We start from the raw sequence: 22,319 nt of genomic DNA, 5'->3' as shown, positions 1-22,319 counted from the left end.
TATATATAATTTATAGTTTGATTATGAGAAAACTTCTTTTAAAACTTCTAAAGATTTTGGCTTTTTGAAACCATCCAAGTGAAAACTATAATAATCAATCAATATTTTTAGTAATACTTGTCTTTCAATCACATGAAAAACTTTCTGATCGGTATCAAATTTTAAATCAATGAGCTTTTTAAACAAATTTGTTTCATGCTCTGTCAAAGCGGTTAATCCGTGAAAAAGTGTAAAAACACCATCATTCATTTCAAAATAAGGCAAATCAATTTCAGAAACATCGGGATAAAAACCTAAATATTTTGTTGTTTCTAAAAGTAAAATCAAATGAAAATTGGAAATCTCATCATGATGATCAAACCAAGTCAGCGCAGTTTCTAAAAACTCAAACAGTGATTCGTTTTTTTCTTCTTCCTGAATAGAGTAATGCAACATTTCTGACAAAAACATTACGATTGTGCTTTTGACAATATCTGTATGAATAGTTGTAAACGGAACTGCCGTTTTTATTTCCTTGAAGTTTTCTAAAGTGCCTTTGTTTTTGTGAACGGCTTCAATTTCTAAAATAGAAAAGGGTTGAAAGTAAGCGATTTTCTGACTGGTTTTTTTGCTCGAAAAAGCATCGCGCACGAAATAAGATTTCAGTCCGTTTGAAAGTGTAAAACATTTTACAATCAGGCTTTTTTCCTGAAACTTCAATGCCGAAATAACGATTGCTTTGGTTTTGACTAACACTTTTAGATTATTTGATTAATTGGGACTTCTTAGATTTCTTAGATGTTAGACTTCTTAGATATTTAGACATTAAGATTTTGGACTTTCGACTTTCAGACTTTACGACTAACGTATAATCATTACTTTTTTGACTTTAGTTTCGCCGCCGTCTTGTGCAGAAATAAAAATCATATAAACGCCCGATGAAACTTTGTATCTGCCAAAAGCTGTTGTGTCCCATTCTATTGTACCTCCTGAAGAAATCGTTTCGTAAACTAAATTACCTTCAATATCGGTAATCTTTACGTTAGCTTTATCCAGTAATCCGGCTATTTTAACAGTTCCGGAAAATTCAGGACGTACGGGATTTGGATACACGTACACGCTATTTAAATCTTCATTGGCACCAGTTGCAATTCCTTTAAAAGAAATTAACCCTTTATCTGTAGCAAAGAAAACTTCTCCTGTTGAACTATTGATTTTTATATCGTTTATGACATTACTTGGCAAGGGTGAATTGTTTATTGTAAAATGATATTTTGTTTCCTGACCGTTTGGCGACACCATAAAAACTCCGGAATCTACAGTACCAATCCATTTATTATTGGCACCGTCTACTACTATCGAAGTAATAAACTGTTCGTATAATAATTCCTGAGCTAAATTATCATCGATAATTATAATGGGATTTGCTTTTAATTGACTTTCTGTTTGAAAACCACTTACATTCGACAAAACTCTCAACCCTTTTGTTGTTCCTATCCAAAGCTGATTTTTAGTATCGATTGCCAAAGCTCTGACATCGTACGTAGGAAGATTTCCAAGATCAGCGCCAAAGTTTATTTTTTTGAACGTATTGGAAGTTTCGTTATAAGCAATGACTCCATCTCGATTGCTAGCCATCCATTTAACATTGTTTTTATCGATAACGAGACTTGCAAAATCAGTATTCTGATCATTAGTAAGGCTTGGACTCAGCGAATAACTTCCCCATTGCCCGTTGCTTTTTAAAACTTTTAATCCGTTTTTTACACGACAATTTGTTATCCAGAGGTTTCCTGCTTTATCAAAAGCGCTTGCATTAATACGAATATCTATAATATTGTAGTTGTCTGCCTTTAAAGTTTCTAAACTGCTGTTTGTATTATTATACAAAATAGACGGAACATCATTTTCTAATTTCAATAATCCCGAAAAAAACGAACTGGCATAAACCTGATTTTCATTATTTGGATTGACAAGAATTCGAGTTATCGATTTTGCTTCAAAAACATCTTCGTAGGGAATATCTAACCAACCAGAAGAATTGTATTTACTAACACCATAATTATCTAAAGGATATGGATTATAAGTAATATCATAATCTCCATAAACGGTCCAAAGTGAATTTTGAGTAACATCTATTGAAAAAATATTATTTCTCGCAGGACCTTTTGGCGTACTATTCTCAAAAAATGATCCGCTTGAAAGAGAGCCCGAAAATAATCCTTTATCTTTTGTTCCGATATAAATTAAATCACCAACAACTGTAGCGCAAGTAAAAGTTACATTATTACTGAAAACTTCAGAATTAGTAATTTGTCTATTCAAAACCAGCTTGTTACTATAAACAAAAACTGAATTGGGTGTTGTGATGAATAAGTTATTATTTTTTGCTCTCATATCTATTGAAGGCTGCGGAAGTTGCAAAAAACCAACAAATGTATTCGAATTAAATCGATGAATATAGCCAACAGAATTTATAGCAATAAGTTCTGTATCTAAAGTTTCGACGCTTGACCAATCTCCGGAATTTACAACTGACCACTGACTAAAATCAATTAAATTTGGACTTGTACTATTGGCTCTTCTAATGCCGCTTGAAGTGGCCGCATAAATAAATCCGTTAAAATAAGCGGTTTGTTTTACACTAATTTCGGCTCCGTTATCGCCAATAAAGTAAGTGTCGCCAAATTGAGAAGTCGTTAAATTAAACTGTACAATTCCGAAATCGCAGGAAACATAAACCAATCCGTTATGCTCCATAAAATGATTTACTTTTTTGAGATTTGCCGGTAATTGTTTATTGATGATATCTACTTTTTTAACAATACTTCCATCCGTTTCATTAACGACGATAATCATTCCGTTTTCGTAACCCACTATTGTTTTTTTGAAGCTTTCACTATGATACAAAGCTGATATGGTTTGCCCTGAAAGACCATCGACTGTAGTGGTAGTTTTGAGACTATTTGTCGCTGTATTTTTTGAAAACATAGCATTTTCTGAAGCTGCAAAAACAGTTGTTGAAGCTTCTGCAACATCTTTTATTTCGTTAAACGAAAAATAACCTTGCCAGGACAATTTACTTTGTGCAAAACTTAATTGCACGAAAAGCAAAAGCAAAATATACAGAAACTTTTTCTTCATATTATATGTAATTCAGATAGACAAATATACTACAAACGAAAGTATTTGAATTTTGTTCTTTTGTAAATAAAAAATGCCTTCTATTTATCTTACGACAAATGAAGGCATCTTTAAATTATATTAAAATATTATACTACACCTTGCGCAAGCATAGCATCAGCAACTTTAACAAATCCGGCAATGTTAGCTCCTTTTACGTAGTTTACATAACCATCTTCTCCGGCACCGTATTTTTTACATTGGTTGTGAATTCCAACCATGATATCTTTTAATCTCAAATCTACTTCTTCACTTGTCCAGTTTAGACGAATAGAGTTTTGTGTCATTTCAAGTCCAGATGCAGCAACTCCACCAGCATTTGCAGCTTTTCCTGGTGCAAATAAAACTTTATTATCTAAAAATAATTTAATAGCATCTAATGTCGAAGGCATGTTAGCAGCTTCTGTTACACATAAAACACCATTATCAATTAATTTTTTAGCATCTTCTCCAGTTAATTCATTTTGAGTAGCGCACGGAATAGCAATATCAACTTTTACTTCCCAAGGGCTTTTTCCTTTATGAAAAACAGCATTTGGATATTTATGAGTATAAACTTCGGCTCTGTTATCACCAGTTGCTCTCATTTCTACCATATGCTCGATTTTTTCTCCAGAAATTCCTTCTTCATCATAAATATAACCATCAGGGCCAGAAATAGTAACTACTTTCCCTCCTAATTCATTTATTTTTAAAGCAACGCCCCAAGCCACGTTTCCAAATCCTGAAATTGCTACTCTTTTACCTTTAATCTCATGTCCGATAGTACGTAACATTTGATCTGTAAAATAAACAACTCCGTATCCTGTAGCTTCTGGTCTGATAAGTGAACCTCCGTATGCAAGTCCTTTACCGGTTAAAACACCAGTAAATTCATTTCTGATTCTTTTGTATTGACCGAATAAATACCCAATTTCTCTTGCACCAACACCAATATCTCCGGCAGGTACATCTAAATCAGGACCAATATGACGGCATAATTCAGTCATAAATGATTGACAAAAACGCATGATTTCTCCATCAGATTTTCCTTCAGGATCAAAATCAGAACCTCCTTTTCCACCTCCCATAGGAAGTGTTGTTAAACTATTTTTAAAAACTTGTTCGAATGCAAGAAATTTTAAAACAGATAAATTTACTGTATGGTGAAATCTAATTCCTCCTTTATAAGGACCAATTGCTGAGTTCATCTGAATTCTAAATCCTCTGTTAACAATTATTTCTCCTTTATCATCTACCCATGGAACTCTGAATATTATTGAGCGCTCTGGCTCTGCTATTCTAAGAAGTAGGTTTTTTCCGTCGTATTTTTTTCGCTCTGCGATAAATGGAATTACCGTTTCTGCAAATTCTCTAACGGCTTGAAGAAATTCCGGCTCGTTTGGATTTTTCGACTCTACAAGAGCCATAAACTCATTTATTTTATGTTCCATTTTTAAATAAATTATTCAAGTAAATTATCTTAATTTTTGCTCATTCGTATAAGGAAATACGTTTAAGAAAACGTTTTCGCTTTGAAATATATTCATATATTTTAACACACAAAGATATAACAAAATGCTAATCGAATGTTATTTTTTTTACAATCTGAATGATGAATTATATTTTTTTCAAACAATACTAAATATACCATTTTACACGTTCTACTTTACATCAAAACATCATAATTAAAGTTAACAAATTAAGTATTTTGCTAGTTATTTTCTAATACGTTAATATTATATTTTGAATCGTACATGTTTTTTATATATTTGCCATGATTTTCTAAGCCCCAAACTATGCTTAAACCTATAATACTCACATTATTCGCCACTTTTGGTATTTCTACAATGTCACTGGCTCAAGGCGATTTGGCACACGAAGTAGGAATAATTTTCGGTCCTGTTGCACTTCAATCAGATTATGGCGAAAGACATAATTTGGACACCAATCTTGGAAACACAGGTTTTGGTGTAGGAATTGTTCACTTTTTAAATTTTTCTGCAAATAACAATAGAGAAAGTTTCTTTACAGAGCACTTTAAAGTTAGAACAGAATTATCATTTAGTAAAGTCAATCTTCAAAATTTTGGAGAATGGGTTGAAAAAACACCGCCTACATTGGCTGTTTTGCAACTTAGAGCAATGAAAGGAAGTTCTACTGTAATAAATATTGGATCTCAATTAGAGTTTTCTTTCATGAAAATACATGATTTCGAAAATACTACTGGCGCATTCAGCCCTTATGTAAGTTTAGGACTTGCAGGAAGTTTTTATTCTACAAAGGTTAGTTCATCACTAGGACAATTAGGAGATCCTGCTGTAACTTATCCAAAATATTTAACTCCTTCTGACGGACGTCAGTTTGGGTTTTCTAATGAAAATGGAGTTGCTTTATCTATTCTTACAGGATTAGGAATACATTACAAATTATCTGAGATGAGCGATTTGATGGTCGAAGGACGTTTTCAGGCCTTTACTTCTGATTGGATTGATGGTATAAATGCAAATAAAGATATTTACACAGAAAACAAATCAAACGATTGGCAATTCTGGTTCAACGTTGGATATGTTTATTATTTAGAATTTTAAATAGATCTAAAATAAAAAAAATCCCAAATTCCAATTTTATCATTTTGGAGTTTGGGATTTTTTATTTGGAATTATTTTTATGCCAAAGCCTGTTCTATATCGGCTATTAAATCTTCGGCATCTTCGATACCAACGCTTAATCGAACAAGATCATCGGTAATACCAACTTCTGCTCTTTTGTCTGCAGGAATAGAAGCGTGCGTCATTAAAGCCGGATGATTTGCCAGTGATTCAACACCTCCTAATGATTCTGCCAAAGTAAAAACTTTCAATTTTTCTAAAAACGCAATCGAATCTTCTTTTTTGCCCGAAGCAAAAGTAAAAGAAACCATTCCTCCAAAAGCCTTCATTTGCTTTTTAGCAATTTCATGAAACGGATGACTTGGTAATCCAGGATAATAAACTGTTTTTATTTTTGGATGTTTTGTTAAATACTCTACCACTTTTTCTCCGTTTTCACAATGTCTCTGCACTCTTAACGAAAGCGTTTTGATTCCTCTTAAAACCAAAAAGCTATCCATTGGTCCAAGTGTTGCTCCAGTTGCAAATTGTTGAAAGTGCAATTGTTCTCCTAAAGCTTCGTCTTTTACAATTAAAGCTCCTGCAATAACATCAGAATGTCCTCCTAAATATTTTGTAGCCGAGTGCATCACAATATCAGCTCCTAAATCCAGAGGTTTTTGCAAATAAGGTGTTGCAAAAGTATTATCTACAGCAAGCCAGATTTTCTTCTCTTTCGTTATTTTTGAAATTTCCTCAATATCAGCCAATTTCATTAAAGGATTGGTTGGTGTTTCAACCCAAATCAGTTTTGTGTTTTCGTTGATTAATGCTTTCAATTTTGCAATATCAGTCATATCAACAAAATGAAATTTAATTCCTGAATCTTTATAAACTCTGGAAAACATTCTATAAGTTCCACCATATAAATCATCCATGGCAATAACTTCGTCTCCAGCTTTAAACGATCTTAAAATGCAATCTGTTGCTGCCAATCCAGATGAAAAAGCCAATCCGCGAGTACCATTTTCGATACTGGCCAAAGCATTTTCTAATGCTGTACGTGTTGGGTTTGAAGCTCTGCTGTATTCATAATCTCCCAAAGGTTGTCCCGGACTTGTTTGAATATAAGTTGAAGTTTGATAAACCGGAGGCATTACTGCTCCCGTACTTGGATCATGATGCTGACCACCGTGTATCACTTTAGTATTGAATTTCATATAGTTACGTTTTTAAAACTCTTATTTAGAGTACAAATTTACCGTTTAATTTATTTTAATCCTGAAACAACTTCTTACCTTTGTATATAATTAACACTTTAGATATGAAACATTATCGTTTTTTAGTCCTTTTGTTTGTAATATTTACAAGTTGTAGCAAAGAGCTTTCATTTGAAAATGAAACGTTTAACAAAAAATCAAGCATTCCCTGCAAAAAAGAGTGCCCGCAAATTACGATCGAAATTCCTGTTGCAAAAAATATTCCTGTTGTTTCAGATAGTATCAACAAAAAAATATTTTCTGTCATAGAAGAAATTGTTTATTTTGGAGAAAATCCATTAAAAGTAAAAGATTACGATGCGTTAACAACTTCTTTTATTGCCTCTTATGAAGAAATGCATAAAAAATTTCCAACTGAAACCTATGGTTGGGAAGGCAAAATTAAAGGGAATCTGGAATTTGAATCTGACCAAATCATCAATATAAAAATCGATCATTACACTTTTACCGGCGGAGCTCACGGTTATCAGGGTTTCCGCTCTTTATTATTCAATCCAAAAACCGGAAAAACTATTTTTAATGATCAATTATTTAAAAGCGAAAAAGAATTTAAGGCTTTCGCCGAAAAAGAATTTCGTTCAAAATATAAAATTCCACAAAAATCAAATATTAACGCAACTGGATTAATGTTCGAAAATGATAAATTCCAATTGCCACAAAACATCTTTTTTACCAAAGACGGCTTGCTTTTATATTACAACTCATATGAAGCAGCGTCGTATGCCGATGGTCCAAAAGAATTACTTTTTCCGTATGCCAAAGTCAGTAAGTATTTATTGTATAAATGATTTTATTTGAATTTAGATAAAAGCCTTTGTTCCTTTAAGTTAGACGCACTGCTGTGCGCCTCTACAAAAAACCTTTGTACCTTTGAACCTTAGCACCTTAGTACCTTCCTCAAAAATCGTATTTCATTTTTCGCAAAATTCGTAAAGCTTCCTTAAAAGACATATACACTTGCGGAAAAGGTTTTAAAAGTGCTTTTGAGTCAATAAGTTTTTGTTTGGCTTCATCAAAACCATTGAGGTGACAAATCATAAAAGTCGAAGGAAGATTTTCTAAATCAATTGCTTCCCGATCAGATAAGGCCAATCCTTTTTGCAGTTTTTGAAGCAATGCAATATTCGAATTGTAAATATGATACAGCATTCGCTTATTGAATTCTGGCGGCTGAAAAAGCATTTTACGATCAATTTTGTAATAACCATTATCAAAAAAGTGAATTTTTTGCTCTTCGAGAGGATAATAACTTGTTTTGTCATTTAACCCAAGCGGAACATATTCTGTAATCGTAAAACTATCTTCATCAAAAACAATAGTTACAACATCCTGAGCAGAATAAAAAAGTTTAATTTGTTCGTTGATTAACTCAATATCAACACGAGATAAAAAAGTAGTTTCCCGGGATTTTTTAGGAACTCCTGCCCAGCAAATCACGAATAATTCTTTAAAAACATAATATTTAGGCGACATGTCTTTGTGCCTGAAATTCATAAAATCGATCACGCCGTCAAGCGTATACTGAATACTGTTTCTGGAACTATTTTCGATTCCAATAACAGTTTCAATATTTTGATAATTTTTCTCGATTTCACCTTCAACGGGAACAGAATTACTGCCACGCCTTATAAAAACGCTATTAGCAAGAATGGTGTGAATGCCTTTTTTAAAATAAGAGGTTTTATTTTTGGGTTTAATCGTAACTAATCCAATTACTTTATCTTTTGGAAGATTAGGAAACGGCACATTTTCGTATTGAATTTTAGGCGGATTTTCTAAAAAAGCATTAACGAGATTCTGAATTCTGCTATCATCAAAAAAATCATCTCCCACTATTTCATTATCCTGATCTTCTACCCCAACAACGATATAAGAATTATTGGTTGGATTTGAATTCGATAACGCACAAATATGTTTCAAAAACTTTCCTTTTCCTTCGCGCGTATGCAAATTCAACTGTCTTTTTTTATCATAAAAACTGCTCTCGTCATTATGAGCAAGAAGATTTTTTATTAAAAGACGTTTGTTGATCATTTATTTTAGACTTCTTAGATTATTAGACTTCTTAGACTGTTGGATTTTAGATTTTAGACTTCTTAGATTGTTTAGAATATATAAACTTTAATCTAAGAAGTCTAAGTTAGTCTAAAAATCTACGCTAGTCTCTTTTAACTATTGTCGATGAGGCTTGTGCCGTACTCATTACAACCAAATCAGCAATATTTACATGATACGGTCTTGAAACCACAAAATGAATAATATCTGCAATATCTTCTGCCTGGAGCGGATCGAATCCTTTATATACATTTGACGCTCTGTCAACATCTCCTTTAAAACGTACTTCACTAAATTCTGTTGCAACCATTCCGGGATGAATTCCTGCAACTCTAATTCCGAATGGATTTAGGTCAATTCGCATTCCTGCTGTAATTGCATCAACTGCATGTTTTGAACCACAATATACATTCCCGTTTGGATAAACTTCTTTGGCAGCCGTTGATCCAATATTAATAATATGACCCGATTTTCTTTCGGTCATTTTCGGAATTACAGCTTTAGAAACATATAAAAGTCCTTTTACGTTTATGTCAATCATAGCGTCCCAATCGTCTAAATCTCCTGTTTGAATCGGATCTAAACCATGCGCATTTCCAGCGTTATTAATTAAAACGTCGATTTCTGAAAATTCTGCTGGTAATGCATTAATGTTTTGTAAAACAGCATTTTTATCGCGAACGTCAAAAGACAATGAATGTACTTCTGTAAAAATCGAAAGTTCTTTTTCAAGTTCGGCTAAACGGTCTTTGCGTCTTCCGCAAAGGATAATTTTAAAGTTATTTTTGGCCAATATTTGTGCGGTTGCTTTTCCTATTCCGCTTGTGGCTCCAGTTATTAATACTGTTTTTTTCATTCTTTTTTTGTTTTTTTAACACAGATTGAAATGATTTTTCTTATCTGTGAAAATCATTTTAATCTGTGGCAAATATTTTTAATTTTAAAAATCCTGACTACCATTTTTAAGCAACATCGTCGCCCATACTTTCTGTCCAGATTGCAAACCAGTCTTCTTTATCCAATTTTAGTTCAACTGCTTTTATCAACGATTGAATTCTGGCAATATTTACTGTTCCCGCAATTGGAATAATTCCGGCTGGATGTTTTAAAATCCAGGCAAGTAAAAGTGTATCAGAACCAAAACTGTATTTTTGAACTAGATCTGCAAGCAATTTTTTCAAACGGCGTGTTTTCTTGGTATCTTCTCTAAAAACAGTTCCAAGCGGATTCCATGACAATGGTCGAATTCCGTGCGTTTGCATATAATCAAGACTTCCGTCAATCATTGGTTCATAATGTGTTGCCGAAAATTGTACCTGATTAAAACTTACTTCTGTTTTCTGACGAATTAATTCTGTTTGTGAATTGGTAAAATTTGAAAGTCCAAAATCTATAATTTTTCCTTCTGATTTTAATTTCTCAACAGCTTCAGCAATTTCATCAGCCTGCATTAACGGACTTGGTCTGTGTAACAAAAAAACATCAACATAATCTGTTTTTAATTTCTTTAGCGATTCTTCAGCAGACCAAATAATATAATCTTTAGAATATTCGTAATGTTTAATTTTGTTATTACGGTTTTCAGTAACCAGCTGAATTCCGCATTTGGTAATTAATTGTATTTTTTCGCGTGAAATTTTACTGTTGTGAAATGCTTTTCCAAAATCTGCTTCGGTAGTATAATCTCCGTAAATATCAGCGTGATCAAAAGTGGTAATTTTGTTTTCGATACAGAGTTGTATCATGTTTTCCATTTCCTTAGTTGTAAGGTTTTTATCCCAAACTCCCCAATTCATAGTGCCCGAAATTATGGGCGATAATGTTGTTTTGCTCATAGTTTTAATGCTTTATTTCTAGTAATAAATATGCTTTTATAAAACATATTTACCAAAGTTCTTAAAAATATAAAAATAGATTCACAATTCGTCCTTAAAATTAGGTCATTGGTCGAAGTTTTAACCATTCTTTAACATCTTACTTCTCAAAAAATATTCAATTTGCACTCTCAAAAGTTAGGCATAGAAATCAACGGTTCAAAAAGGTTTTAAAAATATTTATATGGAAGAAAATACAACGACTTTAGACATTAGAGCGATAAATGAAAAAATTGAAAGAGAAAGTGCTTTTATAGACCTTCTTACAATGGAAATGAACAAAGTTATTGTTGGCCAGAAACACATGGTCGAGCGTTTATTAATCGGGCTTTTAGGACAGGGGCATATTTTACTTGAAGGTGTTCCCGGATTAGCTAAGACTTTAGCGATAAACACACTTTCACAAGCTGTGCAAGGTTCTTTCAGCCGTATTCAGTTTACTCCTGATTTATTACCTGCCGATGTTGTTGGAACAATGATTTACAACATTAAAGCAAACGAATTTTCGATTAAAAAAGGACCAATTTTTGCCAACTTCGTACTTGCAGATGAGATTAACCGTGCTCCGGCAAAGGTTCAGTCAGCTTTGCTGGAAGCTATGCAGGAAAAACAAGTTACTATTGGCGATACGACTTTCAAACTAGATCGCCCGTTTTTAGTACTTGCCACTCAAAACCCTGTTGAGCAAGAAGGAACGTACCAACTTCCTGAAGCGCAAGTCGATCGTTTTATGTTGAAAACCGTAATTGATTATCCAAAAATTGATGAAGAGCGTTTTGTAATTCGTCAAAACTTAAAAGGAACTTACGAAAAAGTAAATGCGGTAGTTTCTGTTGAGCAAATTTTACGTGCGCAAGAAGCGGTTCGTGAAGTTTATATGGATGAAAAAATTGAAAAATATATCTTAGATATCATCTTTGCTACTCGTTACCCTGAAAAGTACAAATTAGCCGACCTAAAACCTCTTATTAGTTTTGGAGCATCTCCACGTGGAAGTATCAATTTAGCCAATGCGGCGAAATGTTACGCTTTCATCAAACGTCGTGGTTATGTAATTCCAGAAGATGTTCGTGCCGTTGTACATGATGTTTTACGTCACAGAGTTGGGATAACATACGAGGCTGAAGCTGAAAACATTACTTCTGTAGACATTATCAACAAAATCGTAAACGAGATTGAAGTACCTTAAAATTTTAGATTGCAGATTGCAGATTTTAGATTAAAAACTGCAACCTAAAAGTGTTTGTTAACTCGGAATCTAAAATTTAAAATCTAAAATCTACAATCCGAAAAAATGGATACAAAAGAGCTTTTAAAAAAAGTACGGAAAATAGAAATCAAAACCAAAAGACTGAGTAATCATATCTTTTCGGGAGAATACCACTCTTCATTTAAAGGACGCGGGATGACTTTTAGCGAGGTTCGCCAATACCAATATGGCGATGATATTCGTAACATTGACTGGAATGTAACCGCACGCTACAATGAAGCCCACGTAAAAGTTTTTGAAGAAGAGCGCGAATTAACCATGATGTTAATGGTTGATATTTCGGGATCGGAAGGTTTTGGTTCAAAAAGTCAATTCAAAAAAGACATCGTAACCGAAATTGCGGCAACGATGGCTTTTTCGGCTACACAAAACAATGACAAGATTGGTTTAATATTATTTTCTGATAATGTCGAATTGTATATTCCACCAAAAAAAGGTCGTTCACACGTTTTAAGAATCATTCGTGAATTAATTGAATTCGAACCAAAAAGTCATAAAACCGACATTGCGCAAGCCTTAAAGTTTTTATCCGGAACGCAGAAAAAGAAAGCTATTGTTTTTGTTATTTCTGATTTCATGTCTGAAGATTATGAGCAAACATTGAAAATTGCTTCTAAAAAACATGATATTACAGGTGTTCGTGTGTATGACATACGCGAAGAAAAAATTCCAAATTTAGGAATGGTAAGCATGCTTGACGCTGAAACCGGAAAAACGCAATTGGTAGATACAGGTTCAAAAACGGTGAGAATGAATTACGAAAAACATTATCACGAAAGAGTCAATTATTTCAAAGATATTTTTAGTAAATCTGGCGCCGGCGTTGTCAATACAAGAGTTGATGAAAATTACGTCACCAAGTTGTTAGGCTATTTTAAATCCCGCTAAGAATTTTAGACTTCTTAGATTGTTAGAATATTAGATTTTAAACAAGATTGAAGAATAAAAACATCAAATAAAAAATCCGCTTAAATCCGTGTCATCCGCGTGCCACTTTAAGCATTCGTTTTAGACTAAAATCTGAAATCAAAAATCAAATGAAATTAAAGTTTTACATCTTTTTATTTTTACTTTCCTCGGCTATTTTTGCTCAGCAAAAACAAGTTGAGACAAGCATTGATACAACAAAAAATAAAATTGGAGCTGAGTTTAAGTTAACGCTTAAAACGGTTGTGAGTTCAAAATCGAAAGTTGTTTTTCCTAAACTAAAAAACATTGGACCTTTAGAAGTAATTCAGTCTTATCCAATTGACACGGTTAAGAAAAATGACACTTACGAACTGATCAAAAAATATGGTTTGACTCAATTTGATACCGGAAAATTCACAATTCCAAGTATTAAGATTTTAATTGATAAACAGCCTTTTTTAAGCGATTCTATTCGTGTAGAAGTTGCCAATGTAAAAGTCGATACTTTACAGCAAAAAATGTATGACATCAAAGACATTACCGCTGTAGATAACGGAATTGGCGATTGGTGGATTTATGTTTTAATTGTAGTTATTATTCTTGGAATTGGCGCTTTTGTATATTGGTACGTAAAAAAACGTCAACATAAAAAAATTGAAGAAGAAGTTTATAAAACGCCTATCGAGAAAGCTACAAGTTTATTGAACAACTTAGAACAAAAAGAACTTGTTCAAAAAGGTGAAATTAAAGAATACTATAGTGAACTGACTGATATTGCACGTAATTATATTGAAGAAGCCATTCATATTCCTGCAATGGAAAGTACAACTTCTGAATTGATTCAGGCAATCAGAACAGCTTCTACTAAAAAGAAAATGACGTTAACGCCGGAAACCGTTGAGAACTTAGAACGCGTTTTACGTCAGGCGGATTTAGTGAAATTTGCAAAATCGAAACCGCTTGACTTTGAAATTACAGAAGACAGAAATAAAATTCAGAAAGTAATTTTAACGCTTGATAACGCCATTCCAACAGAAGTTCCGGAGGAAATCGAAGATCAGTTATTGAACGAAGCGCAAAGACAAAAGCAAATCAAAATTCAATTACAGAAAAAACGCAACAAACGTATTGCAATTGCAGTTGGAACCGTTGTTTTTTTACTGTCAGCAACTACTGCTTTTTTCATTGCAACCAAAGGTTTTACTTATGTAAAAGATAATCTTATCGGTCACCCTACTAAAGAATTATTAGAAGGAGAATGGGTAAAAAGTGAATACGGAAATCCGGGCGTTCTTATTGAAACTCCAAAGGTTTTAAAACGTATGGATACCCAAAAAGTATTACCAAAAGAGGCAATGGCTTTGATTAAAGAAATGCAGCTTTTCGCATACGGAAGCATGATTGACAATTTTTATATTACGGTTGCAACCAGTAAATTTAAAAATCCTGTTGATCTTGATTTGGCAAAAACTCTAGAAGGAAGTTTGAAAATAATTGAAGCTCAGGGTGGGCAAAACATTATTGTAAAGCAGGAAGATTTTCAAACAAATGAAGGTGTTCAGGGATTAAAAGGGTACGGAACAATGACCATTATTAATCCTGAAACTAAAACAAGTGCAAAAGCGTATTATGAAATTTTGCTTTTTAAACAAGATCAGGGATTACAACAAATTATGATTTTACACCAAGAAGGAGATACTTACGCAAATGATATTTCGGAACGAATTTTAAATTCTGTTGAACTTAGAAAAGGAGCTAACTAATGGGAAAGATAACTTTTTTAAATCCGGAATTCTTTTGGCTGTTTCTATTAATTCCCATTGCAATTGCATGGTTTTTCTGGAAACGTAACCAACAATCGGCTACTTTGAAAATGAGTTCAACTCAGGGTTTTAAAAATAGCGAATCGTTGTTAACAAGACTAAAACCTTGTTTATATGTTTTCAGGATTATTGCTTTAAGTTCATTGATTATTGCTTTGGCAAGACCAAGAACAGTTGATATTAGCAATCAGACTAAAACGACAAAAGGAATTGATATTGTAATGGCAATTGACGTTTCAGGAAGTATGCTTGCCAAAGATTTAAAGCCAAACCGTATGGAAGCTTTAAAAAGAGTAGCAGGAGATTTCGTTGAAGAAAGACCAAATGACAGAATTGGATTGGTTCTTTATGCATCAGAAGCGTATACAAAAACTCCGGTTACAAGTGATAAAGCTATTATTCTTGAAGCTATTAAAGAGATCAAATACGATACGGCTTTGCAAGACGGAACCGGAATTGGAATGGGATTGGCAACTGCCGTTAATAGGCTTAAAGACAGTAAAGCAAAAAGCAGGGTTATTATTTTATTAACAGATGGTGTAAACAATGCCGGTTTTATTGAACCTGAAACAGCTGCCGATATCGCAAAACAATACGGAATAAAAGTATATACTATTGGACTTGGAAGCAACGGAATGGCAGAATCGCCATATGCTTACGCACCAAACGGTGGATTTTTATTTAAAATGCAAAAAGTTGAAATCGATGAGAAATTAATGAAAAGCATTGCGCGTAAAACCGATGGAACTTATTTTAGAGCCACAAGCAATGACAGGTTAGCCGAAATTTATAAATCGATTAATAAATTAGAAACCACTGAAATTCAAGAATTAAAGTTCTATGATTACGATGAAAAATACAGAGGATTTGTTTTATTGGCAGCCTTTTTATTATTGTTAGAATTTGGTTTAAGAAACACCGTTTACAGAAGCTTTATTTAATTTTTGCAAAATTAAAAAATTTCAATATTGAAATTCCAAATAACAAATTGGAATTTGGAATTTAAAATTAGCTTTTAGACAAAAAACATAAATTGGAATTTGGAATTTATCCCCACAACAATTGGGATTGGAATTTTAAAAATTATATGGAATTAGACGAAAAAAAATATTTATACCTTTTATTCTTACTGCCAATTGTGGTGTGTATTTTTCTTTTCAATATGTATTGGAAAAGAAAAAAGCAGCGTGAATTTGGTGATTTAGAAATGGTGAAAAAACTGAGCCCGGAACGTTCTGTTTTCAAACCTGTATTAAAATTAATCATCATGCTTTTAGCGCTTACTTTTCTGATTATTGGATTAGTGAATCCGAAGATTGGGACTAAAATGGAAACTGTAAAACGCGAAGGTATTGATATTGTTTTTGCAGTCGACGTTTCTAAAAGTATGCTTGCCGAAGATGTCGCACCAAGCCGTTTAGAAAAAAGTAAACAATTGGTTTCGCAAATCATCAATAATTTAGGAAGTGACAGAATAGGAATTGTAGCTTATGCCGGAAGTGCATTCCCGGTTTTGCCAATTACAACAGATTACAGCGTTGCCAAAATGTTCCTGCAAAGCATGACTCCGGATATGGTTTCATCTCAAGGAACTTCACTTGATGAAGCAATACGATTGTCATCAACTTATTTCGATGAAAAAAGCAAAACCAGTAAATTATTGATTTTAATTTCTGATGGAGAAGATCATTCTGAAGGAGCTTCGGTTGCGGCTGAAGAAGCCAATAAACTCGGAATGAAAATTATCACAATTGGTATCGGAACCGAAAAGGGCGGTACTATTCCATTAAAAGAAAATGGTGTTGTAAAAAATTATCAGAAAGATCAAAACGGACAAACTGTTATTACAAAACTAAATCAGGACGGCTTAAAAAGTATTGCGAAAGCAACAAAAGGCGGTTATGTTTATGGCGGAAATACCAAGGAAGTCTTAGAATACGTAAAAAACGCTTTAAACAACATTCAGAAAACAGAATTTGAAGCTACACAAATGGCCGATTTTCAATCGCAGTTTCAATGGTTCATTGGCTTTGCTTTCTTATTATTGTTTATTGATATTTTCTTGTTGGAAAGAAAAACAAACTGGATTAAAGAGTTGAATTTATTTAACGAAAAGAAATAATAAAGTTAGCCTCAGATAAACAATTAATTATTGCAATTCGTGGCAAACTAAAAACATAAAAATTAGAATGAAAAATTTACTTCTTTATATTTTACTAACGGTTTCTCTTGCGGTTTCGGCTCAGGAGAAAGACAAAACATTGCCTGAAGGTAATGAAGAATATAAGCAGAATAAATTTGTTGATGCTGAGGCTAATTATAGAATTTCGGAATCAAAATTTGCTAAACGTGGTGTTGCTTCTTATAATTTAGGAAATACGATTTACAGACAAAATCAAGTTTCAGAAGCCAAGCTTGCTTATGCAAAAGCAATAAAAAACGCAAAATCGAAACCGGACAAACATAAGGCATATCACAATTTAGGAAATGTTTTTATGAAAGAGAAAGATTATACGCAGGCTGTTGAAGCTTACAAACAAGCTTTGCGTAATGATCCTACAGATGACGAAACGCGTTATAATTATGCCTACGCGAAACAGAAACTAAAAGAAAATCCGCCGAAAAACGATAAAAACAAAGACAAGAATAAAGATAAAGACAAAGACAAGGATAAAAACAAAGATAAAGACAAGGACAAGGATAAAAATAAAGACAAGGATAAGGACAAAGATAAAAAAGACGACAAAGGCGATAAAGACAAGGACAAAAAAGACGGTAAAAAAGATGATAAATCAGATAATAAAGGAGAACCAAAACCTCAGCCTGGCGGAATTTCAAAAGATCGGGTTCAGAATTTATTAGACGCCGTAAACAACGAAGAAAAGAAAATTCAAGATAAAGTTAACGCTCAAAAAGTAAAAGGAAATCCTAGAAAAACAGAAAAAGACTGGTAGGATTTTTGGGTTAATCGTTTATTTTTTAATTTGTTTATTCGACCAAACTGTAACGATAAACAGTTAAACAAATAAACGCCTAAACAATAAAAAAACGATTAAACAGTTAAACAAACAACGATTAAACAGTAAATGAAAAGATATTTAATTTTATTACTATTCACTTTTCAAGGACTTATGGCTCAGGTTCAATTTGAAGCCAAAGTAAGCAAAAACACGCTCGGACTAAACGAAAGATTTCGTATTGACTTCATCATGAATGTTGATGGAGATAATTTTGACCAGCCTGCATTTGAAGGATTTAGAGTTGTTGCCGGACCAAGTCAGCAAGTAAGTCAGTCCTGGATAAACGGAAGAAGCTCTTTTCAAAAAATATACTCTTATATTTTACAGCCTGCTCAAAAAGGAACTGTAACAATTAAACAGGCAACCATTGAATTTAATGGTCAGGTGTATAAAACGGCTCCTGTAAAAATTACGGTTACTAATGCAGTGGCAGAAGAAAGAGACCCGAATGACCGACCACAACAAGGTTCCGGAAGCGAAATGATTAATCTTGTTGCAGAAATTTCTAAAACAAATCCATATCTAAACGAACCCATTACAGTTGTTTACAAATTATATTTTTACAATATTGGTGTGACCGGCTTTAAGGAACTGGCAAAACCAAAATACAATGATTTCTGGAATCAGAACATCGACATTAAACAATTGGCTATTGAACAAGGAACTTATCAGGGTCAAAGATGTTATTTTGTTGTTTTGAAAAAAACGATCTTATATCCTCAAAAATCAGGAAGACTTACTATTGAACCGCTTTCGTTAGATATTGGCGTACAATTGCCAACAAATCGCCGTGATATGTTTGGTCAGATGATTGTTGCAGATGACAATAAAATTGTTTCAGCGGGAGCGAAAACTATTAATGTAAGAGCACTTCCGGAAAGTAACAAACCAGAAGGTTTTAGTGGTGCCGTTGGTAAATTTAATTTTACCGTTACACCATCAAAAACGACTTTGAAAAATGGCGAAAGTCTGGACTTAATCGTGAGTGCAACAGGTTCAGGAAACATGAAATTGTTTACTTTACCTAAACCAGTTGTACCAAATGCATTAGAAATGTACGATCCGGTTCATGATGAAAAAGTTACAACTTCACTTTCTGGTGGAATGTCCGGAAAAATTACTGATAAGTATACCATAATTCCGCAATACAAAGGGAAATATGCCATTAAACCAATGCAGTTTTCTTATTTTGATTTGAGTACAGGAAGTTATAAAACAATAACTTCTCCTGAAATTATGGTAGATGTTTTAGATGGGCCAATGCAGGCTGAATCAAATGCTACAGCAAATGCATCTAAAAATGTGATCACCAAAGTAGAACAATTTAAATACATAAAACAAAAAACAACTTTAGTCTCAATGGCTAAAAACGATTTTTATGGCTCGAATTTATATTATGGTTTATTGTTTTTACCTTTTATAATTCTCCCGATTATTGTTTTGGCTAAGAAGAAAAAAGAAGCTATCGACAGTGATGTGACCGGAAACCGAATTAAAATGAATAATAAACTGGCGAAGAAATATTTATCTGAAGCCAAGAAACAGCTTAACAACAAAGAGCCATTTTATATCGCTTTGGAAAAAGCAATGCATAATTTCCTGAAGGCCAAATTGCATATTGAAACTTCAGAAATGAGCAAAGATAATATTAGAGAATTATTGCTTTCAAGAAATGCAAATCCGGAATCTGTGCAAAGTTTTATTGCCTTGACAGAAAATTGCGAATTTGCGCGTTACGCTCCGGCATCGAGCGCTTCGATTCAGCAAGATTATGACAAAGCTGTTTTGATTATTTCAGAATTAGAAAAGCAAATCGTTTAGTTTTTATAACCGCAAATTTAGTTTTACCGCAAAGTACGCTAAGAAAAGTTGATTTAGATTGCGTTGAATTTAAGTTCGCAAAGTTTAAAATCTTTTACATATTTAGAAAATGAAAAACATATTATATCTTTTTTTATTAATCTCTCAGGTTTTCTTTGCCCAAAGTGGCTTTGAAAAAGGGAATGCTTTGTATCAAAAGGCGCAATATCAGCAAGCCATTGAAGAATACGAAAGTGTTATTAAAGAAGACAAACAGCAATCGGCAGAGTTGTATTTTAACTTGGCTAATTGTTATTACAAACTTAATAAAGTAGCGCCTTCTATTTATAATTATGAGAAAGCTTTGGTTTTAAAACCAAATGACGCCGAGACTTTAAACAACTTAAAGTTTGCTAAAAAACTAACTATTGATGAAATTAAAGAAGTTCCTAAAGTTGGTTTCGCAAAACTAATTCAGAGTTTTACCGGTATTTTTAATTACAATACGTGGGCTAAGATTTCTGTTGGAATTGCTTTTGCTTTTTTACTAAGTTTTATTGGTTATTATTTTTCTCAGCTTACACTTTCAAAAAGAATTTACTTCATTGGAATGTTTGTTCTTTTAATTGCTTTGTCTTTAAGCATTGCAGCCGGAATGTCAGAGAAAGACCATTATGATAATGATCGCCCGGCGATTGTCTTTGCAGAAATAAGTGAAGTTCGAAGTGAACCACAAAAAGCCGGTTCAGCCATTTTCTTACTACATGAAGGTGCAAAAGTATATGTTACTGAAAGTTTAGCAAACTGGAAAAAAATCGAATTAACCGACGGAACTGAAGGCTGGATCGATGCAGCAACAATTAAAGAAGTAAAATAACGTTTTAAAATAGCAAATAAAAAAATCCCAAATTCCAATTGTCAAACTGGGGTTTGGGATTTTTTATTTTTGGAGTTTACCAAATATTACACGTAAGTGTGGTATAAATAAATTAAAAAGTGTAGATTTTTAAGGGCGTCACGCAATAATCTAATTTTATATCTAATTCGAAGACATCATCGATTTTATTTTCAGCTTCAAAAAAAGAAAGCCCAATTTTGATGATTTCGGGTTTGCATTCTGCTAAAAATTTATCATAAAAACCTTTTCCGTATCCTACTCGATTTCCAGAATCATCAAAAGCTAAAAGCGGAACAAAAGCCACCTCAATAGTTTCTGATGGAACTTGTAAACCATTTACGGGTTCAGGAATGTTATATTCGTTTTTTTTGATTTTAGTATTATCCGTCAATAAAAAATGTGTCATTTTTCGGGTGTCAAAATCGCTTTTTGAAATGACGATTTCTTTATCTTTTCCGGAAAGCAAATGCAAAATATATTCGGTGTTAACTTCTTTTTGTTCTTCTATAGGAAGAAAAACATGAAAATAGGTTTTATCCCAAATAGGCAATTTGATTACATTATTGGCTATTTCCAAACTCTTTTCTTCGATATTATCAAGCGAAAGTTCTTTTCGAAGATTTTTATATTGTAATCGTAATTCTTTTTTATTCGATGGCATCTTCAGGATTATTTTTAGACATATGATAAATGGCATCGCCTTCATAAACAATTGGCGAATGATTGGCATTGATGACAAATCCGTCGTGAGGCGCTTTTACTTTTTGTTCGAATTTACCAAACGGATCTGTAATAATGGCCAAAATAGTTCCTTTGGTTACAAAACGGCTAATCATATTATAATCGTGCAATAAACCGGAACATTTTGCGCGCAGCCAAACAGAGTTTTTGATATAAATTGTAGGATCTTCTGCTTCTTCAACAATTTGATTTGGATCGAGCATATTTAAATAATGCAGCAAACGCTTCACTCCCATCACACCTTCATTTGCAATTACATTATTTATGTCTAATGATTTTCCGCCTTCAAAAAGCAGCATTTTTACATTTGCTTTTTCGGATGTATTTCTGAAAGAACCGCTGATATTTTTAGAATATAATGTAAATGGTGCATTAAAAACATCTGCCAAAAGTTTTAACTCAGGATTATTTTCGGTGATTCTAATTTGCGGAGCATTAAAACGACTGGCTCCTCCGGCATGAAAATCGACTGCATAATCTAAAATTGGTAAAATTTCTGCCACGATATGAAACGCAAAACGACTCGCTAAAGAGCCTTTTTTACTTCCCGGAAAAACTCTGTTTAAATCCCGGCCGTCCGGAAACTCACGAGATTTATTTACAAAACCATAAATATTGATAATTGGAATACAAATAATGGTTCCGCGAACTGGGCGGTTTATTTTTTTACTAATAAGCTGACGTACAATCTCTACTCCGTTTATTTCATCTCCGTGAATTCCTGCTGAGAACAAAACCACAGGTCCGTCAAGCTTGGAACGCCGCACAATAACCGGAATATTAAGTTTTGTTGTCGTGTGAAGTCGGGCAATTTCAACGTTTATCGTTCTATTTTCTCCTGGCAAAACTGATTCGCCAAAAATAATCATGGGCTTGTTATTTTTCATAAGAATTATAAAATCTAAATATAGAAATTA

The 22,319-nt window shown here is 33.2% G+C and carries 19 protein-coding genes; 10 read left to right on the top strand and 9 right to left on the bottom strand.

The genetic code is table 11. The annotated features are described in order from the left end of the window. Nucleotides 1–21: 21 nt before the first annotated feature. The 3 genes from recO to gdhA form a co-directional block, all read right to left on the bottom strand. Nucleotides 22–735 (bottom strand): DNA repair protein RecO, encoded by a 714-nt coding sequence (recO, locus tag EV143_RS02905; RefSeq protein ID WP_133506485.1) that lies wholly within the window; start codon nucleotides 733–735, stop codon nucleotides 22–24. A gap of 105 nt (nucleotides 736–840) precedes the next feature. After that, complete coding sequence (porZ, locus tag EV143_RS02900) at nucleotides 841–3,123, bottom strand: type IX secretion system anionic LPS delivery protein PorZ (RefSeq protein ID WP_133506484.1); 2,283 nt, start codon at nucleotides 3,121–3,123, stop codon at nucleotides 841–843. A 128-nt stretch (nucleotides 3,124–3,251) separates the two neighbouring features. Continuing rightward, nucleotides 3,252–4,595 carry an NADP-specific glutamate dehydrogenase gene (gdhA, locus tag EV143_RS02895; protein ID WP_133506483.1) on the bottom strand — a complete coding sequence of 448 codons (1,344 nt, stop codon included), beginning with the start codon at nucleotides 4,593–4,595 and terminating at the stop codon, nucleotides 3,252–3,254. A 345-nt stretch (nucleotides 4,596–4,940) separates the two neighbouring features. Between gdhA and EV143_RS02890 the strand changes: the two genes are divergently transcribed. Further along, a complete protein-coding gene (locus tag EV143_RS02890) occupies nucleotides 4,941–5,732 on the top strand; it encodes a THC0290_0291 family protein (RefSeq protein ID WP_133506482.1) in 792 nt (263 codons plus the stop codon). 77 nt (nucleotides 5,733–5,809) lie between these two features. Here EV143_RS02890 and EV143_RS02885 read toward each other — a convergent pair whose 3' ends face one another. Next, on the bottom strand, nucleotides 5,810–6,952 hold the full coding sequence (locus EV143_RS02885; RefSeq protein WP_133506481.1) for a cystathionine gamma-synthase: 1,143 nt from the start codon (nucleotides 6,950–6,952) through the stop codon (nucleotides 5,810–5,812). Nucleotides 6,953–7,056: 104 nt separating this feature from the next. Here EV143_RS02885 and EV143_RS02880 point away from each other — a divergent pair, with 104 nt between their 5' ends. Next, nucleotides 7,057–7,800, top strand: coding sequence for a DUF3298 and DUF4163 domain-containing protein (locus EV143_RS02880; protein WP_133506480.1), 744 nt, complete (start codon nucleotides 7,057–7,059; stop codon nucleotides 7,798–7,800). Between the two features lie 109 nt (nucleotides 7,801–7,909). Here EV143_RS02880 and EV143_RS02875 read toward each other — a convergent pair whose 3' ends face one another. The 3 genes from EV143_RS02875 to EV143_RS02865 all read right to left on the bottom strand — a co-directional run bounded on the left by EV143_RS02875 (nucleotide 7,910) and on the right by EV143_RS02865 (nucleotide 10,902). After that, the gene (locus EV143_RS02875) at nucleotides 7,910–9,046 is read right to left on the bottom strand and encodes an ATP-binding protein (RefSeq protein WP_133506479.1); all 1,137 of its coding nucleotides are present in this window, start codon (nucleotides 9,044–9,046) and stop codon (nucleotides 7,910–7,912) included. A 124-nt stretch (nucleotides 9,047–9,170) separates the two neighbouring features. Continuing rightward, complete coding sequence (locus tag EV143_RS02870) at nucleotides 9,171–9,923, bottom strand: SDR family NAD(P)-dependent oxidoreductase (protein ID WP_133506478.1); 753 nt, start codon at nucleotides 9,921–9,923, stop codon at nucleotides 9,171–9,173. Nucleotides 9,924–10,029: 106 nt separating this feature from the next. After that, nucleotides 10,030–10,902, bottom strand: a complete 873-nt coding sequence (locus EV143_RS02865) for an aldo/keto reductase (protein ID WP_133506477.1) — start codon at nucleotides 10,900–10,902, stop codon at nucleotides 10,030–10,032. Between the two features lie 223 nt (nucleotides 10,903–11,125). Between EV143_RS02865 and EV143_RS02860 the strand changes: the two genes are divergently transcribed. The 8 genes from EV143_RS02860 (at nucleotide 11,126) to EV143_RS02825 (ending at nucleotide 20,640) form a co-directional block, all read left to right on the top strand. Then, nucleotides 11,126–12,130 (top strand): AAA family ATPase, encoded by a 1,005-nt coding sequence (locus EV143_RS02860; protein ID WP_056248441.1) that lies wholly within the window; start codon nucleotides 11,126–11,128, stop codon nucleotides 12,128–12,130. 105 nt (nucleotides 12,131–12,235) lie between these two features. Next, nucleotides 12,236–13,099: a DUF58 domain-containing protein gene (locus tag EV143_RS02855; RefSeq protein WP_133506476.1), complete on the top strand. Its 864-nt coding sequence runs from the start codon at nucleotides 12,236–12,238 to the stop codon at nucleotides 13,097–13,099. A 149-nt stretch (nucleotides 13,100–13,248) separates the two neighbouring features. Then, nucleotides 13,249–14,883, top strand: coding sequence for a hypothetical protein (locus EV143_RS02850; protein ID WP_133506475.1), 1,635 nt, complete (start codon nucleotides 13,249–13,251; stop codon nucleotides 14,881–14,883). Continuing rightward, on the top strand, nucleotides 14,883–15,884 hold the full coding sequence (locus tag EV143_RS02845; protein WP_133506474.1) for a vWA domain-containing protein: 1,002 nt from the start codon (nucleotides 14,883–14,885) through the stop codon (nucleotides 15,882–15,884). Before EV143_RS02850 ends, EV143_RS02845 begins: the two co-directional genes overlap by 1 nt. Nucleotides 15,885–16,030: 146 nt before the next feature. Next, entirely contained in the window at nucleotides 16,031–17,065 is a 1,035-nt protein-coding gene (locus EV143_RS02840; RefSeq protein WP_133506473.1) for a vWA domain-containing protein, read from the top strand. 67 nt (nucleotides 17,066–17,132) lie between these two features. Further along, complete coding sequence (locus EV143_RS02835) at nucleotides 17,133–17,897, top strand: tetratricopeptide repeat protein (RefSeq protein WP_133506472.1); 765 nt, start codon at nucleotides 17,133–17,135, stop codon at nucleotides 17,895–17,897. 132 nt (nucleotides 17,898–18,029) lie between these two features. After that, on the top strand, nucleotides 18,030–19,784 hold the full coding sequence (locus EV143_RS02830; RefSeq protein ID WP_133506471.1) for a BatD family protein: 1,755 nt from the start codon (nucleotides 18,030–18,032) through the stop codon (nucleotides 19,782–19,784). 109 nt (nucleotides 19,785–19,893) lie between these two features. Continuing rightward, a complete protein-coding gene (locus EV143_RS02825; RefSeq protein WP_133506470.1) occupies nucleotides 19,894–20,640 on the top strand; it encodes a tetratricopeptide repeat protein in 747 nt (248 codons plus the stop codon). 112 nt (nucleotides 20,641–20,752) lie between these two features. Here the strand turns inward: EV143_RS02825 and EV143_RS02820 are convergent, their stop codons facing one another. Together EV143_RS02820 and EV143_RS02815 are read right to left on the bottom strand one after the other, a co-directional pair. Then, nucleotides 20,753–21,322, bottom strand: coding sequence for a 5-formyltetrahydrofolate cyclo-ligase (locus tag EV143_RS02820; protein WP_133506469.1), 570 nt, complete (start codon nucleotides 21,320–21,322; stop codon nucleotides 20,753–20,755). Further along, a complete protein-coding gene (locus EV143_RS02815; RefSeq protein ID WP_133506468.1) occupies nucleotides 21,309–22,289 on the bottom strand; it encodes a succinylglutamate desuccinylase/aspartoacylase family protein in 981 nt (326 codons plus the stop codon). Before EV143_RS02815 ends, EV143_RS02820 begins: the two co-directional genes overlap by 14 nt. Nucleotides 22,290–22,319 lie beyond the last annotated feature (30 nt).

Origin of the sequence: Flavobacterium chryseum, assembly GCF_004362015.1 — a bacterium.
Taxonomy (GTDB): Bacteria; Bacteroidota; Bacteroidia; order Flavobacteriales; family Flavobacteriaceae; genus Flavobacterium.
Note: the sequence above shows the minus strand (reverse complement) of the source record. Positions and strands in the feature narration are given on the sequence as shown.